The 15,474-nt window shown below is 46.5% G+C and carries 14 protein-coding genes; 3 read left to right on the top strand and 11 right to left on the bottom strand.

Annotated elements, in window-relative coordinates; genetic code table 11:
* Positions 1-52: 52 nt before the first annotated feature.
* From nifU to NQ489_RS13615, 3 genes are read right to left on the bottom strand one after another with little or no spacing between them, the layout of a single operon-like run.
* Positions 53-499, bottom strand: a complete 447-nt coding sequence (nifU, locus tag NQ489_RS13605) for a Fe-S cluster assembly scaffold protein NifU (protein WP_015526995.1) — start codon at positions 497-499, stop codon at positions 53-55.
* Positions 500-527: 28 nt separating this feature from the next.
* Positions 528-1,715, bottom strand: a complete 1,188-nt coding sequence (nifS, locus tag NQ489_RS13610; protein WP_021650819.1) for a cysteine desulfurase NifS — start codon at positions 1,713-1,715, stop codon at positions 528-530.
* A gap of 25 nt (positions 1,716-1,740) precedes the next feature.
* Entirely contained in the window at positions 1,741-2,169 is a 429-nt protein-coding gene (locus NQ489_RS13615; protein ID WP_015526993.1) for an RrF2 family transcriptional regulator, read from the bottom strand.
* Positions 2,170-2,291: 122 nt separating this feature from the next.
* On the opposite strand from NQ489_RS13615, the gene NQ489_RS13620 reads away from it, so the two are divergent.
* Together NQ489_RS13620 and NQ489_RS13625 are read left to right on the top strand one after the other, a co-directional pair.
* A complete protein-coding gene (locus NQ489_RS13620) occupies positions 2,292-3,626 on the top strand; it encodes a polysaccharide biosynthesis protein (protein WP_021650818.1) in 1,335 nt (444 codons plus the stop codon).
* Between the two features lie 42 nt (positions 3,627-3,668).
* Positions 3,669-4,700, top strand: a complete 1,032-nt coding sequence (locus NQ489_RS13625) for a 3-deoxy-7-phosphoheptulonate synthase (protein WP_021650817.1) — start codon at positions 3,669-3,671, stop codon at positions 4,698-4,700.
* A gap of 139 nt (positions 4,701-4,839) precedes the next feature.
* Here the strand turns inward: NQ489_RS13625 and xerD are convergent, their stop codons facing one another.
* From xerD to uraA, 6 genes are all read right to left on the bottom strand, one after another.
* A complete protein-coding gene (xerD, locus tag NQ489_RS13630; RefSeq protein WP_015526990.1) occupies positions 4,840-5,724 on the bottom strand; it encodes a site-specific tyrosine recombinase XerD in 885 nt (294 codons plus the stop codon).
* 179 nt (positions 5,725-5,903) lie between these two features.
* Positions 5,904-6,512, bottom strand: coding sequence for a stage II sporulation protein M (locus NQ489_RS13635; protein WP_021650815.1), 609 nt, complete (start codon positions 6,510-6,512; stop codon positions 5,904-5,906).
* Positions 6,513-6,643: 131 nt separating this feature from the next.
* Positions 6,644-8,203 (bottom strand): ribonuclease Y, encoded by a 1,560-nt coding sequence (gene rny / locus NQ489_RS13640; RefSeq protein ID WP_021650814.1) that lies wholly within the window; start codon positions 8,201-8,203, stop codon positions 6,644-6,646.
* Between the two features lie 293 nt (positions 8,204-8,496).
* Positions 8,497-8,985: a regulatory protein RecX gene (locus tag NQ489_RS13645; RefSeq protein ID WP_021650812.1), complete on the bottom strand. Its 489-nt coding sequence runs from the start codon at positions 8,983-8,985 to the stop codon at positions 8,497-8,499.
* Between the two features lie 3 nt (positions 8,986-8,988).
* Positions 8,989-10,041 (bottom strand): recombinase RecA, encoded by a 1,053-nt coding sequence (gene recA / locus NQ489_RS13650; RefSeq protein ID WP_021650811.1) that lies wholly within the window; start codon positions 10,039-10,041, stop codon positions 8,989-8,991.
* Between the two features lie 265 nt (positions 10,042-10,306).
* Entirely contained in the window at positions 10,307-11,512 is a 1,206-nt protein-coding gene (gene uraA, locus NQ489_RS13655; protein WP_044961056.1) for a uracil permease, read from the bottom strand.
* 233 nt (positions 11,513-11,745) lie between these two features.
* Between uraA and pepT the strand changes: the two genes are divergently transcribed.
* Positions 11,746-12,972, top strand: a complete 1,227-nt coding sequence (gene pepT, locus NQ489_RS13660) for a peptidase T (RefSeq protein WP_021650807.1) — start codon at positions 11,746-11,748, stop codon at positions 12,970-12,972.
* A 182-nt stretch (positions 12,973-13,154) separates the two neighbouring features.
* On the opposite strand, the gene NQ489_RS13665 is transcribed toward pepT, so the two are convergent.
* Both NQ489_RS13665 and ung read right to left on the bottom strand, forming a co-directional pair.
* A complete protein-coding gene (locus NQ489_RS13665) occupies positions 13,155-14,780 on the bottom strand; it encodes a putative polysaccharide biosynthesis protein (protein WP_021650806.1) in 1,626 nt (541 codons plus the stop codon).
* A gap of 15 nt (positions 14,781-14,795) precedes the next feature.
* Positions 14,796-15,470, bottom strand: a complete 675-nt coding sequence (gene ung, locus NQ489_RS13670) for a uracil-DNA glycosylase (RefSeq protein WP_021650805.1) — start codon at positions 15,468-15,470, stop codon at positions 14,796-14,798.
* Between the last annotated feature and the right edge of the window lie 4 nt (positions 15,471-15,474).

Consider the following 15,474-nt stretch of genomic DNA (forward strand, 5'->3'; position numbering starts at 1 on the left):
CTGTTCAACTGAAGCTTGCTCATGCCCCGGTTATGATCATAAATAAAAGGGATCAATACTCCTCTTCTGTATCCTCTTCACCCTCGTGGATATCAGACTTCGGTTTGGAAAGACCCTCGATCTTAATGTGATGTTTCTCTGCATAATCCCAAAGAGCTGCATGAATTGCTTCCTCAGCAAGCAGGGAACAGTGGATCTTTACCGGCGGAAGTCCGTCCAGAGCCTCCATAACGGCCTTGTTGGTTACTTCCATAGCTTCCTCAATGGTCTTGCCCATTACAAGTTCTGTTGCCATGCTGCTTGTTGCAACTGCTGCACCGCATCCAAATGTTTTAAATTTGCAGTCTTTGATAATATGAGTTTCGTCATCGATATCAAGGAATATTCTCATAATATCACCGCATTTTGCATTTCCTACAGTACCCACGCCGCTTGCGTTCTCGATCTCACCGACATTACGTGGATGCTGAAAATGATCCATTACTTTTTCACTATACATTATTTTTTCCTCCTGGCAAGTATTTTTATTATTTTTTCTGCTTTTTAATAAAATCTTCATATAATGGAGACATGCTTCTTAAGTTTGCAGTAATATCTTTCAGCTTATCTACTACAAAATCAACATCCTCCATTGTCGTCTCCTCGCTTAAGGTCATACGGAGAGATCCGTGTGCGATCTCATGAGGAAGACCGATAGCTAACAGAACGTGTGACGGATCCAGAGAACCGGATGTACATGCGGAACCGCTGGATGCACAGATTCCGAAATTATCAAGCATCAGAAGAAGTGACTCTCCCTCGATGAACTGGATGCTTACATTTACGTTGTTCGGAAGACGTTTTACTTTATCTCCATTGAGACGTACGTACGGGATCTCTGTGAGGATCCTGCTGATCATATGATCTCTGATCTCGATTTCTTTTGCAGTACGCTCTTTCATGGACTTGTTTGCACGCTCTGCTGCAAGACCGTATCCTACGATACCAGGAACGTTCTCTGTACCTGCACGACGTTTTCTCTCCTGTGCTCCGCCATGTACGAAGGAGCGGATCTTAACGCCCTTACGGATATAGAGGAAGCCGATTCCCTTCGGTCCGTTGATCTTATGTCCGCTGGAGCTGAGCATATCGATATTGAACTCATCTACATTGATCGGGATCTGGCCGAATGCCTGAACAGCATCTGTATGGAACAGGATTCCATGCTCATGTGCGATCTGTCCGATCTCTTTCAGCGGCTCAAGAGTACCAATCTCATTGTTTGCAGCCATAACAGAGATCAGGATGGTCTCCGGTGTGATGGCTTTCTGAAGCTCATCCAGGTCAATGAAACCATTCTCATCTACATCCAGGTATGTGACCTTGGCACCACGCTCTTTTTCAAGGTACTCGCAGGTATGAAGGATGGCATGATGCTCGATCTTTGTTGTGATGATATGGTTTCCTTTATTTTTATATGCCTCAAAGGTCGCTTTCAGAGCCCAGTTATCAGACTCGGAACCACCTGCTGTAAAATAGATCTCCTCTTTTTTGGCTCCGATCACATCTGCGATCTGCTGTCTTGCCTTTGCGATGGCAGCCTTGCTGTTTGCCGCAAAATCATAAACGGTTGAAGCATTTCCATAAAACTCTGTAAAATACGGCAGCATAGCCTCCACAACTTCCGGTGCGGTCTTTGTGGTAGCCGCATTGTCCAGATATATCATTTTTCCCATTTTCTTTTCCTCCTGTTCAGGATAATTATTTTTCGTGTATTCTCCGGCTTTCTTCGATCAGCTCACTGAGCATCAGGGTATCCACTGCATCTGTGATGCTGTCGTTGATCCTCTTCCACACTAATTTAGCCACGCAGAGATCAGAACCCTGGCAGCCACCGTCACCTTCTGTTCCCGGACATGTTGCAGCCTCCAGGCCACCCTCCAGGACACGAAGGATATCTCCCACTGAAATCTCTTCTGCCGGTCTTCCAAGGAAGTATCCTCCGGCTGCGCCGCGGACACTCTTCACAAGGCCCGCTTTCTTCAAAAGTGCCATCAGCTGCTCCAGATAGCTGACTGATATATTCTGACGGCCCGCAATACTCTGAAGCGAGACCGCTTCTTTTTCACTGTAAAGACCAAGGTCTATTAAAGCCTTAAGTCCGTATTTTGCTCTTGTTGACAGTTTCATCCGCTCACCTCTTTTTCAATTCCCAGTGTTTTCCTCGGATTTCATGTTTACTCTATCAGAAACATATGGTTCTGTCAAGACTAACTTCTTCATATACTGACAAAAAAGACTCAAGGTTATCCATGTCAAAAAAAATATTTCTCAAAGGAACCCTGATTCTTGCCTGCACAGGCCTTATCAGCCGTATCGCAGGTTTCTTTTATAGAATATTCCTCTCCCATGCCATTGGTGCGGAAGGTCTTGGTTTGTATCAGCTGGTTCTTCCTCTCCAGGGACTTATGGCCGCTTTATCCTATACAGGGATCCAGTCTGCCCTTTCACGCCTGATCGCATCCAGACTTGCCCTTCAGGAGAAAAAGGAGGCACGTTTTTCGCTGGTCACAGGAACACTTATGGCTGTCTTTTTTTCTGCTGCAGCCGGTTTTCTGCTTTTTCAGCACGCATATTTTTTTGCTTCCGCAATTCTGAAAACACCGCAGACTGCCGGTCTTCTTCGCCTAATAGCTGTCAGTATTCCTCTCTGTGCCATTCATTCCTGCATTGACAGCTATTATTATGCCCGGAAAAAAGCCTCTGTTCCGGCAGTCGTGCAGCTTTCGGAGCAGTCTGCACGGATCGGCACTACCTATATCCTGTATCTGATCTTTCTTTCCGAAGGACGTCCGATCACTGCATTGATCGCAGCGGGAGGTTCCCTTGCCGGAGAGACTGCCGCTTCGCTGGTGTCGCTGCTGGTAGTTTCCTTTCATTTCGGAAATCACCCTGTACACGAAAAGACTCCCGTCAGGATCTTTCCGCTGATAAAGGACCTTTTCACACTGTCTTTTCCCATTTCCCTGAACAGGATCCTTCTGACACTTCTCGGCAGCATAGAAGCGGTCCTGATCCCACAGATGCTTCTGCGTTCCGGCATGACAGCCTCAGACTCACTGAAGATCTATGGGATCTTTACAGGAATGGCACTGCCCCTGCTCCTGTTTCCTTCCACACTTACGTCTTCCGCCGCTGTGATGCTGATGCCTTCCATCGCACAGCTTGATGCACTGGGAGAGCAGCAGCAGATCCGCCGTGTCACTGACCAGACCTTTTTTCTGTGCATGTTCCTGGGATTTCTATGCGGAAGCGGATTCTTTCTTTTTGGCCCATTCCTCGGAGCATTGCTTTTTCACAGCCAGACTGCCGGAACCTACATACGGTATCTGTCTTTTATCTGTCCTTTTCTTTATACAAACACCATGCTCACCAGCATCCTGCAGGGACTTGGAAAACCGGGGCTCTGTCTGATCCACAGTATTGCCGGCATTCTCATCCGTATTTTCTCCGTTGTTTTTATAATTCCGGCAACAGGGATCCGAGGCTATTTTTACGGGATTTTTCTGGGTGAGCTGCTGCTTACTCTTCTACACGTGAAAGCGCTAAAATTTCCCTATCGACAATCGGCCAATAATCGTTTATAATAAATAATCGAAATGTCTATAGTTATGGAGGAATAAAGTACTATGAGTTTTGAATTCATAAAAAAACTGCCAACTCCTGAGGAAATCCGCAATCAGTATCCGCTCGATGCTGAACTTCAGGCGCTCAAGGAGAAACGCGATGCTGAGATTCGCGACGTTTTCACCGGAAAATCCGATAAATTCCTCGCTATCATCGGACCATGTTCTGCAGATAACGAAGATGCCGTATGCGATTATCTTTTAAGACTTCGCAAAGTTCAGGAAAAAATCGAGGATAAAGTCCTTATCATCCCGCGTGTTTACACAAACAAACCACGTACGACCGGTGAAGGATACAAGGGAATGGTCCATCAGCCGGATCCTGAGAAAAAACCGAACCTTCTTGCCGGACTGATCGCGATCCGCAAGATGCACATGCGTGCTATCCGCGAAAGTGGCTTCACCTGTGCAGATGAGATGCTTTACCCGGAGAACTACCGTTATCTCTCTGATCTGCTTTCCTACGTTGCTGTAGGCGCACGTTCTGTTGAAGATCAGCAGCACAGACTGACTGTCAGCGGCATGGATGTTCCGGCTGGTATGAAGAATCCTACCAGTGGTGACTACAGCGTTATGCTGAACTCCATTGTTGCAGCACAGGGCGCTCATCGTTTTATTTACAGAAGCTGGGAGGTTGAGACCACCGGCAACCCACTCTCTCACGCAATCCTTCGCGGTGCTGTAAACAAGCATGGGGAAGCGATCCCGAACTACCATTACGAGGATCTTCGTCTTCTCTATGACAAATACCATGCAAAGAACCTTGCCAACCCGGCAGTGATCGTGGATACCAACCACTCCAACTCCAACAAGCATTACGAGCAGCAGGTTCGTATCGCAAGTGAGGTTCTTCACAGCCGTCAGGTAGATTCTGAGCTTCACTCCATGGTAAAGGGTCTCATGATCGAGAGCTATATCGAGCCAGGCAACCAGAAGATCGGTGGAGATCACATCTACGGAAAATCCATCACAGATGCCTGCCTTGGTTGGGATGAGTCTGAGAAGCTGCTTTACACGATTGCTGAAAATTGCTAAGATCTGTCTGATCTGCAGTTCAGGGAACAGACATTTGTGATCATTCTACAATTTATGTTCAAAAAAAGAACCGGCATTCTTCCATTTTGGAAGCTGCCGGTTCTTTTTTGAACGCGTTTTTTATATTATTTCTTACAGATCAATGCCTCGGATGTGCTTTCATATATACGTCTCGCATTTTCGCAACGCCAAAATTCAGATAGACCTGTGTGGTGGAAATATCCGAATGTCCAAGCATTTCCTGCACACTCTTCACGTCCGCTCCATTCTGCAGCATATGTGCGGCAAAAGAATGTCTCAGTGTATGCGGCGTGATATCATGCTGGATCCCGGCTTCCTCTGCATATCCCTTGAGAACCTTCCAGAATCCCTGTCTGCTCATGGATTTTCCTGAACAGTTGGTAAAAAGACTCTCCGTCTCATTTTCTTTCACAAATTTTCCACGGGCTTCCTTCAGATATTTCTCCATGGCTGTTTTGCATACATTTCCTATCGGGATCACCCGTTCCTTATCCTCATCGTGACAGACTACATAACCAAGCCGCAGATTGAGATCCTCCAGATTCAGCCGCAAAAGTTCACTGACACGCATTCCTGTAGCATACAAAAGCTCCAGCATGGCACTGTCCCGGATTCCCTTCGGTGTATTCAGATCCGGCTGTTTCAAAAGGCGGTCTACCTCATCCACAGTAAGGATCTCCGGCATCCGCTTCTCAACCTTGGGCGGCTTCAGTTCCAGAGACGGATCCCTCTCGATCCTGTTCTCCTGATAAAGATACTGAAACAAGGCACGGATAGATGCTACATTTCTGGAGATCGTTGAGGAAGCGAACTGTCCTCTCTCCATATAGCTGAGATAGCCTTCCAGCTCCAGTTCTCCTACATCTCGGATATCATAGATCCCACGATCTGCAAAATACACTGCCATCTTCTTCAGGTCTCTCTGGTAAGATACTTCTGTATTATGTGACGTCCTTTTTCTATTATGTAAATATGTAATAAATTCCCGTATCTCTATGTCCATTTCTCTGCATCCCGTTTCTCTAAAATCATACTCGTTTATGACTGAATTATACTGTGAATTTTACATAAAATCAAACAGTTTTTCATCGTAAAACCGCACAATTTCAACACTTTCCGGCACAAACCACCAAATATCGCAGATTTTATGGAAACCATTACTAGATATTGTGGAAATTTTCCTCAAAAAAATTTCAGGCCCTTTATAACTTTTTCTACGATCCAGGGATTCAGAAAACTTTCTGCGAGGATTCCTCCTGTATACAGCAGAAAAACTGTGATCCCCTGCCGAAAATAAGCCCCTGTTTTCTGCGGCACAAGTCCATAATTTTTCCAGATCCCATACGATTGTCTGTATACGATACCTGCAAGATAAAAATACGCCGGAATATAGACCAGATACTGCGGCATCAGAAGTCCAGCGCCGGCCACACCGCCATAAATACCAAATTCCAGAACCGATAATGCCAGGATCATTCCTGTCTCCATTCCCAAAAACAGCATATATGCGACCGTCAAAGGCACTCCGAATATTGTAAATCCGCATAAAAACAACAGAAGAAAAAAACCTCCTCTTCGTCGCAGCACTTCCAGGAAATAAGCTCCGCCGGAAATATCTTTTCCTGCAAAGCTGCGGATCAGATAAAAAGAAGCCAGGGTTTTCTGCTTCCACTCCATTTTCCAGATCAGATTCGGCAACACATTTCCCGCAAAAACTCCGGTCATAAAAAGAAGCTCCGCCGGAAAACGTCCGGCATTTTTCCACTTCCGGTTCTCTGTCTTACTCTCCATTTACTCACCCTGTACCAGTTTACGCCTGTTTTTCCAGTAATATGACCGTTTTTCCTCACGACAAAAAAAGACCGGCCAGCTAAAAAGCTGTCCGGCCTTTGGTATTTCCAGAACTTTCTTCCATTGAAAGCTTATTTTGCGTAGTCAACCGCTCTGCTTTCACGGATCACATTAACTTTGATCTGTCCAGGATACTCAAGCTCTGCCTCGATCTGCTTTGCAATATCTCTTGCAAGGAGAACCATATCTGCATCACTTACATGATCCGGCACGACCATAACACGAATTTCTCTTCCTGCCTGAATAGCAAAAGACTTCTCTACACCCTTGAATTCATTGGTGATATCCTCAAGCTGTTTCAGACGATTGGTATAGGTTTCCAGGGTCTCACGTCTTGCTCCAGGTCTTGCTGCGGAAATTGCATCAGCAGCCTGTACAATACACGCGATCAGAGATTCCGGCTCCACATCACCATGATGAGACGCAACCGTGTTGATAACGATCGGGGACTCCTTGTATTTCTTGCAGAGATCCACACCGATCTGAATATGAGAACCTTCTACCTCATGGTCAATGGATTTACCAATGTCATGAAGAAGTCCGGCACGCTTGGCCATACGCACATCCACACCAACTTCTCCTGCAAGAAGTCCGGAAAGCTGTGCAACCTCAATTGAATGTCTCAGAGCATTCTGTCCATAGCTTGAACGGAATTTCATACGTCCAAGAAGCTTCAGAAGTTCCGGATGGATTCCATGTACCCCTACATCCATGGCAGCATTCTCACCGTCTTCCCGGATCTGTGCTTCCACTTCTTTCTGGGCTTTCTCTACCATCTCTTCAATTCTTGCCGGATGGATACGTCCATCCACGATCAGTTTCTCAAGAGCCACTCTGGCGATCTCTCTCCTGATCGGATCAAATGCGGAGAGTACCACTGCCTCCGGTGTATCATCAATGATCAGATCCACACCGGTAAGTGTCTCAAGTGTACGGATGTTACGGCCTTCACGACCGATGATCCTTCCCTTCATTTCATCACTTGGAAGCTGTACCACAGAAATCGTTGTCTCGGAAACATGATCCACTGCACATTTCTGAATGGCATTGACTACATATTCCCTGGCTTTCTTATTGGCATCTTCCTTGGCTCTGTTCTCAAGCTCTTTATAGAGTCTTGCAACATCCACCTTTACGTCATCTTCTACAGATTTCAGTAATTCTTCTTTTGCCTGTTCGGAGGTAAGACCTGAAACTCGTTCCAGTTCCTGTACTCCTTTTTCCTCAAGTTCATTTACTCGTTTTTCTTTTTCTTGTAACTCGTTAAATTTCGCTGTACATTCCAGCTCACGCTTCTCCACTGCATTGGCTTTTTTGTCAACAGATTCCTCTTTTGACAAAACTCGCTTCTCGTATCTCTGCAGCTCGTTTCTCCGTTCCTTGGTTTCCCTTTCCAGTTCATTTTTAGTTCGCAGAGATTCTTCCTTTACTTCAAGTAAAGTTTCGCGTTTCTTGGTCTCTGCTGCTTTCAATGCTTCATCAAGAATATTCCTTGCCTTATCCTCTGCTGTACCTATGATTTCCGCATCCTTGCGTACTTTCTTGTCAACAGCAACCTTGCAAGTAACAGGAACTGCAATAAGTAGCGTGACTACCACAGCGACAATAACACCGATAATTGTGCCTGCCACAGGAGCACCTCCTTATTTAGTTTTCATTGTACAAATACAACAATACAAGTTTAGCTGTTTTTCACATTTATGTCAAGTTTTTCTCATGAAAAAGCAGATTTTGGTTAGCACATATAAACTGGCTCTTTTTCTCCGCAGAGTTATTGTTACTGTTCACTCCGTTCTCAGTAACACGCTTCGCGATGCACAGAATTTATGCTGATCGCATAAATTCGCGCGGTATGTCTCGGGTTTTCTGTGACCTTCGCTCACAAAAAACACCTCGCGGGACATTACCAGTGAACAGTAACGAGTTATTCCATATCACGGTTCACCCGGATGTTCATTTCTTCCAGGGTATGGGAAATATCCTCATACCGGAACGCTCGTCTGGCCAGATATCCATACAGCCTTCGCATCTGTCCTTCATCAAGCTCTGTGTCCGGCGCATATTTCTTCTCGATCGTCCTGCGTAATACCTCCCGCTCGTCCGGTTCCAGAAGCTCTTCCATCTCATTCCAGGCATCCAGGGCAGTCTGACGGTCCACACCCTTTAACTGAAGTTCCGAGAAGATCTTCTGACGACTTCTGGATTCCATGCGGAAGGAGATATAGGTTCTGGCATAACGGGCATCGTTGATATACCCATAGGACTTCACATAAGCAATGGCATCTTCTACTGCCTCCGGTGAAAATTCAGCCTGACGGAGTTTATCCGTCAGGCCTTTCTCTGTGCGGTCCATATGTTCCAGAAGCCGCATGGCTTTCTTTCTTGCACGGTTTCGTTCTTCCAGATCCAGCATGGATTACTCTTCCTTCTCTGTATCTTCTGCCTGTACTACTGCTTCTGCTGTCTCATCTGCCGGATCCAGATGATAATGTACACGAACCTTCTTCTCGATCTCATCGCGGATCTCCGGATGCTCTCTCAGGAATAATTTGGCATTCTCACGTCCCTGTCCGATCTTATCCCCTTCATATGCATACCAGGCTCCGCTCTTGTTTACGATGGAGCATTCTGCAGCCAGATCCAGGATATCTCCCTCTCTGGAAATACCGGTTCCGAACATGATATCAAACTCTGCCTGCTTAAATGGCGGAGCCACCTTGTTCTTAACTACTTTCACACGGGTGTGGTTTCCAACCATCTCACCACCCTGCTTCAATGTTTCCACACGGCGTACATCCATACGGACAGATGCATAGAATTTCAGCGCACGTCCACCGGTTGTAGTTTCCGGATTACCAAACATCACTCCAACCTTCTCACGAAGCTGGTTGATAAAGATCACCACGCAGTTAGACTTGCTGATAACAGCCGTCAGTTTACGGAGTGCCTGTGACATCAGACGGGCCTGCAGACCTACATGGCTGTCTCCCATATCTCCTTCGATCTCAGCCTTGGGGACCAGGGCTGCAACAGAGTCCACGATCACGATATCCACAGCACCGGAACGTACCATAGTCTCTGTGATCTCCAGCGCCTGCTCTCCGTTATCCGGCTGTGAAATATAAAGGTTGTCGATATCAACACCTATACTCTTGGCATAAACAGGATCAAGAGCATGCTCCGCATCGATAAATCCTGCGATTCCGCCTCTCTTCTGCACTTCAGCGACCATATGTAAAGCTACCGTTGTCTTACCACTGGACTCCGGTCCGTAAATCTCCACGATACGTCCCTTGGGAACACCACCTACACCAAGGGCGATATCCAGACTTAAGCATCCTGTGGGAACTGCCTCCACCTGCATATGGGAACTGGAATCTCCAAGCTTCATGACAGAGCCTTTACCGAACTGTTTCTCAATATTTCCAAGAGCCGCTTCCAGCGCCTTCTGCTTCTCTTCACTGATCATTATGTAATCTCCTATTCTTTATTCTCTTTCTAATCAGGTTTCCTTTAATCCGAACCTTTGTTCGTGTTTTCTGTATTACATAGTATTATAAAACGGAATGATTGTCAATAAGATACTTGAAAATCCCTCTGTTTTTTTGTTGACAAGATCTCTGAAAATCCGACAAAAGGCTTCCCATACATGATTTCTTTTTCCTCTCTGAATGCAAAAAAAGCAGATAAAAAGATTTCCCTCTTCATCTGCTTTTTATGCAATATATTTCCTGTCACTGATCGTTGGTCAGCTTCAGTTTGTCCAGAATATAGAATACAAGGCTTAATGCCATGGCAACCACACATGCCAGCACCATACCGGTAAGCTCAACATTTCCAAGCTTCAGGGCAATTCCGGAAAGACCTACAACAAAGACAACGCTTGTCAGCGTCAGATTTCTGGACTTGCTGTAATCCACGTGATTGTCAACCAGCATACGAAGGCCGGAGGTTCCGATCATTCCGTAAAGAAGGAAGGAAATCCCACCGATCACCGGACCTGGAATGGTACTGATCAGGGCTGCCAGTTTACCAAGGAAGGAACAGCAGATAGAAAGCACTGCCGCACCACCAATCACCTGTACACTGTAAACCTTTGTCACTGCCATGACACCGATGTTCTCACCGTAAGTAGTTGTCGGCACAGAACCAAGGCATCCGGAAACTGTGGTAGAAAAGAAATCTGCAAACAGGGATCTGTGGAGACCCGGATCTTTCAGAAGATTTCTTCCAACAATCTTTCCGGTTACGATCTGATGGCCGATATGCTCGGAGGTTACCAGAAGCAATGCCGGAAAGATCGTCATAATGGCCTCAAAATTAAATTTCGGAGATGTAAAGTTGGGAAGAGCCAAAAATGCCGCTTCCCTTACCTGTGTAAAATCCAGAAGCCCGCATGCACCTGCTGCCACATATCCCGCAATGATCGCGATCAGGATCGGAATCACAGAAAGGAAGCCCCGGAACAGGATCTGCCCGAATACCGCAACTCCAAGTGTGACCAGAAATACGATCACATTCTTCGGATCTACCTTCTCGTCCAGAAGTCCTGCCGTACTTGCTGCATTTCCCGCAAGTTCCAGACCGATCAGTGCCACTACCGGTCCCATTGCCGCTGTAGGAAGCACGATATCGATCCAGTCTGTTCCGCACTGGCGGACGATCAATGCCACGCACATACCAGCAATACCCAGAACAACGAAACCACCAAGGGCATACTCATATCCATACTTGCTGATCACCAGAAGAGCCGGTGAAAGGAAGGCAAAACTGGAGCCCAAATAAGCCGGTGCCTTTCCTTTTGTGATGAAAATAAAAAGGAGTGTTCCCACACCATTCATCAGAAGCACAATAGCCGGACTGATACCAAAAAGGAATGGCACCAGTACGGATGCTCCGAACATGGCGAACATATGCTGGATACTTAACGGTATCAGCATCTTTGCAGGTACTTTTTCTTCGACCTGTATGATTCTTTTTTCCACTCTCAAATCCTCCTGTTTTTTATTATCTCACAGATTATAGCACAGGTTTTCACATCGTGGGAGATTTTTTCTGAAAATATACGGATACTGTGTGGTATACTGTTATTATCTCCGGAAAAACAGGCGGATTCCATAAATACAGCTGCCGTCTGTTCCGGAAGGAATTTTTCAGAAAGGAATATTCTTCTATGAAAGCATACCAACGACTTCTATCCTATGTAAAAATATCCACACCCAGCAATGAAGAAAGCTCTTCTTCCCCCTCTTCCCAGTGCCAGTTTGACCTGGCCCGGCTTCTTGTGGAGGAACTGAAAGGCCTTGGGATCTCTGATGTGTCTCTGGATGAACACTGTTACGTTTATGCACATCTTCCTGCTACAGAAGGTCTGGAGCACTGCAAAGCACTGGGCTTTATCGCTCATATGGATACGGTTTCCGATTTCTGCGACCATGCAGTCACACCGATGATCACAGAAGATTACGATGGAAAAGAGCTCCCTCTCGGCACAAGCGGCAGAACTCTTTCCCCGGAAATGTTCCCCCATCTTGCTTCACTTGCCGGACGTACCCTGATCACCTCAGACGGAACCACGATCCTGGGCGCAGACGACAAGGCCGGCATTGCAGAGATCCTCACTGCGCTGGAGCATATCCTTACGGAAAAAATACCTCACGGACCTCTCTGCGTTGCTTTTACTCCGGATGAAGAGATCGGCATGGGACCGGCCCACTTTGATGTAAAAAAATTCGGTGCGGATTATGCATATACCCTGGACGGTGATACGGAAGGCGAGATCCAGTACGAAAACTTTAACGCCTGCAGTGCAAAAGTAACCTTCCAGGGTGTTAATGTACATCCCGGTTCTTCCAAAAATACTATGATCAACGCAGCCCTCATTGCCATGGAATTTAACTCCATGCTTCCGGCAGCGGACACTCCCAGGAATACAGAAGACTACGAAGGATTTTTCCATCTGTGTTCCATGAAAGGAGATGTTTCCCAGGCTGAGCTTCAGTATATTGTCCGGGATCACGATGCCGCTTCTTTTGAGATCCGTCAGAAAACGCTCACCCATATCACGGAGATCCTCAATGAAAAATGGGGGGAAGGTACCGTAACTCTTACCATCACCCAGCAGTACCGCAATATGAAAGAGATCATCGATACCTGCCCATGGCTGATATCTCTGGCAGAGGAAGCCTGCCACAGCTGCGGTGTCACACCGCTGATCCTGCCTATCCGCGGCGGCACAGACGGTGCACAGTTAAGCTTTATGGGACTGCCCTGCCCGAATCTCGGAACCGGCGGACATGCCTATCACGGGCCTTATGAGCATATTACAGCAGAAGGAATGGATGCCGCTGTGAACGTTACTCTGGAGATCATAAGACTGTTTTCACAGAAAAAAGTCTAAAAGGAATCCATTCTTCAAAAGCCTGCATTTCCAGAGACCTGATACAATAAAAAATACTCACAGATCCTCCGGCTGGAAATCTGCCGGAACAAATCTGTGAGTATTTTTTCCTGTGCTAGCTGTGTTCACTTTGAGTTCTGCACCGAATAACTGTATTGCCGTTTACTGATCGGACTTACAGATCAGATGATCTTCATCATTCTCGCCAGCTTCTTCATATATCTTCCACCAGGCATCATACCCAGCTCTTCTTCACCGGGCTTGCTTACAAACAGATATACAATAAAGTATACAACTGCTGCCAGGATCACGGAAATACCTAGGCAGATCACATTGGAATGAATCAGTGCATACAATCCGTAATACACCACTCCCGCAACAACCCCCATCGGGATAGATGCAAGGAACGGGCTTAAATAAGCACTTCTCCATGGATTCTTATAGCCCATATATTTCTTGATGGAACGGTCGTTGAGAAGACACATCACAACTGCATAAACGATCTGGGCGATGACAATGGTATAAACGCCAAGATTGGTAAATACCAGAAGCAGGGCCATGGCTATCACATCTGCCACCAGTGCAATGGCTGCATGGATCATCGGGAGCTTCGGCTTGCCGATTCCCTGAAGTACACCGTTGGTGATATTGGAGTTGCCATTCAGGATAATGGTGATTCCTCCCAGGATCAGAAGCTGTCCGCCTACGCCATTGGTTCCCGGGAAGATCAGTCTCGTGATCGGTCCGGAAAGAACTGCAAGACCTACTGCCGCCGGAATGGAGATCAGCATACTGATCCATGTGGCACGGTCTGTCTTCATATTTGCACCTTCAATATCGTGCATTGCATAATGCGCGGAAACCTCAGGGATCATAGATGTCGGTGCTGTACTTGCCAGGGTAAGCGGGATATTGATCAGTGTCATATAATATCCGTACTCGGAATACAAGGTCTGGATCACGTCCTTGGCAGCACCCTTGATATCCATGATACCGGAATACATATAGCTGTTGATATATCCGTTTACATTATAAATAAAAGCACTAAGAATGATCGGCATGATGATGAGCACGATATTACTCATTACATGACCCATACTCTCATTTACAGAATGGCGGTCATTGACGATCCTTTTCCGGATGATCTTACGGTTTACCCCATAAACGATCAGCATAAAGATCAGCGCGGAAGCCACACCTGCTCCGGTACCCATGGTAGCACCTGCCGCACCCCAGCGATGGACCAGATCCATATCTCCTGTTGCGGAAAAATGCTGGATAAATACATGTGACATCAGAAGCGCAAAGGTTGCCACAAAGATCTGCTCAATGATCTGCGAGATCGATGTAGGCATCATATTGCGGTATGCCTGGAAATATCCACGGAATACACCACAGAGACCGGACATGAAAATTGTGGGTGCAAGCATCTGCAGTGCCAGACGGGCGTTAGCCATACTGTCCGGAACCAGGATTCCTGCACCAAATACACAGATCAGCGCCACGATACCGCCGGCAACTGCCGCATAGATCAGTGCACCGTAAAATACTTTCTGTGCATCTTTATATCTGTGAAAAGCGATCTTTTCCGCCATGATCTTGGATACCGCCTGTGGAATACTGAAAGACGCGATCATCAGCAGAATGAAATATACATTCTGTGCAAACTGGAAAAGTGCAAAACTCTGGCTTCCCAGTGTGGTTGAAAGCGGGCTCTTGTACAGCATTCCGATGATCTTGGAGATCAGCGCCGCAACCATAAGAAAAGAGGCGTTTTTCACAAGTGTGTTATCATTTTTTTTACCCATTTTACTTTCCCTAACTTAAATATTCTCAATCTGCCAGTCAACAGGTTCTACCCCATTGGCTTTCAAAAATTCATTAGCCTTGCTGAAATGCTTGCATCCGAAAAATCCCCGGTAGGCAGAAAGGGGACTTGGATGTGGTGCTTCCAGGATCAGATGCTTCGGATTATGAAGCATGGATGCCTTCATCTGAGCAGGCCGCCCCCAGAGAAGAAACACGATCGGGCGATCCTCCTGGTCCAGGATCCGGATGGCCGCATCAGTAAACTGTTCCCAGCCGATCCCTCTGTGGGAATTGGCCTGATGTGCACGTACAGTCAGCACTGTGTTCAAAAGAAGCACGCCCTGCTTTGCCCATTTTTCCAGATTACCGTTGTTTGGGATATAACATCCCATATCATCCTCAAGTTCCTTATAAATATTCACCAGAGATGGCGGTGTTTCCACACCTTTTTTTACGGAAAAGCAAAGCCCATGAGCCTGTCCGTCATTGTGATAGGGGTCCTGTCCCAGGATCACAACCTTTACCTGATGCAGAGGCGTAAAATGAAACGCATTGAACATATCTTCCGGCGGCGGAAAAATCTTTCTTGTTCTGTATTCTGTCATCACGGTTTTATAAAGTTTGGCATAGTAGGGCTGATGAAACTCACCTTTCAGTGCCTCCTGCCAGTCTCCTGCTATAGGAGCCATATCT

The sequence above is a fragment of the Blautia sp. KLE_1732_HM_1032 genome (assembly GCF_025147905.1).
Taxonomy (GTDB): Bacteria; Bacillota; Clostridia; order Lachnospirales; family Lachnospiraceae; genus Blautia_A; species Blautia_A fusiformis.

Excerpts from the sequence above, each read along its gene's own strand:
- nifU (WP_015526995.1), bottom strand. The coding sequence starts at position 499 with ATGTATAGTGAAAAAGTAATGGATCATTTTCAGCATCCACGTAATGTC.
- nifS (WP_021650819.1), bottom strand. The coding sequence starts at position 1,715 with ATGGGAAAAATGATATATCTGGACAATGCGGCTACCACAAAGACCGCA.
- NQ489_RS13615 (WP_015526993.1), bottom strand. The coding sequence starts at position 2,169 with ATGAAACTGTCAACAAGAGCAAAATACGGACTTAAGGCTTTAATAGAC.
- NQ489_RS13620 (WP_021650818.1), top strand. The coding sequence starts at position 2,292 with ATGTCAAAAAAAATATTTCTCAAAGGAACCCTGATTCTTGCCTGCACA.
- NQ489_RS13625 (WP_021650817.1), top strand. The coding sequence starts at position 3,669 with ATGAGTTTTGAATTCATAAAAAAACTGCCAACTCCTGAGGAAATCCGC.
- xerD (WP_015526990.1), bottom strand. The coding sequence starts at position 5,724 with ATGGACATAGAGATACGGGAATTTATTACATATTTACATAATAGAAAA.
- NQ489_RS13635 (WP_021650815.1), bottom strand. The coding sequence starts at position 6,512 with ATGGAGAGTAAGACAGAGAACCGGAAGTGGAAAAATGCCGGACGTTTT.
- NQ489_RS13645 (WP_021650812.1), bottom strand. The coding sequence starts at position 8,985 with ATGCTGGATCTGGAAGAACGAAACCGTGCAAGAAAGAAAGCCATGCGG.
- recA (WP_021650811.1), bottom strand. The coding sequence starts at position 10,041 with ATGATCAGTGAAGAGAAGCAGAAGGCGCTGGAAGCGGCTCTTGGAAAT.
- uraA (WP_044961056.1), bottom strand. The coding sequence starts at position 11,512 with ATGCTGATACCGTTAAGTATCCAGCATATGTTCGCCATGTTCGGAGCA.
- pepT (WP_021650807.1), top strand. The coding sequence starts at position 11,746 with ATGAAAGCATACCAACGACTTCTATCCTATGTAAAAATATCCACACCC.
- NQ489_RS13665 (WP_021650806.1), bottom strand. The coding sequence starts at position 14,780 with ATGGGTAAAAAAAATGATAACACACTTGTGAAAAACGCCTCTTTTCTT.
- ung (WP_021650805.1), bottom strand. The coding sequence starts at position 15,470 with ATGGCTCCTATAGCAGGAGACTGGCAGGAGGCACTGAAAGGTGAGTTT.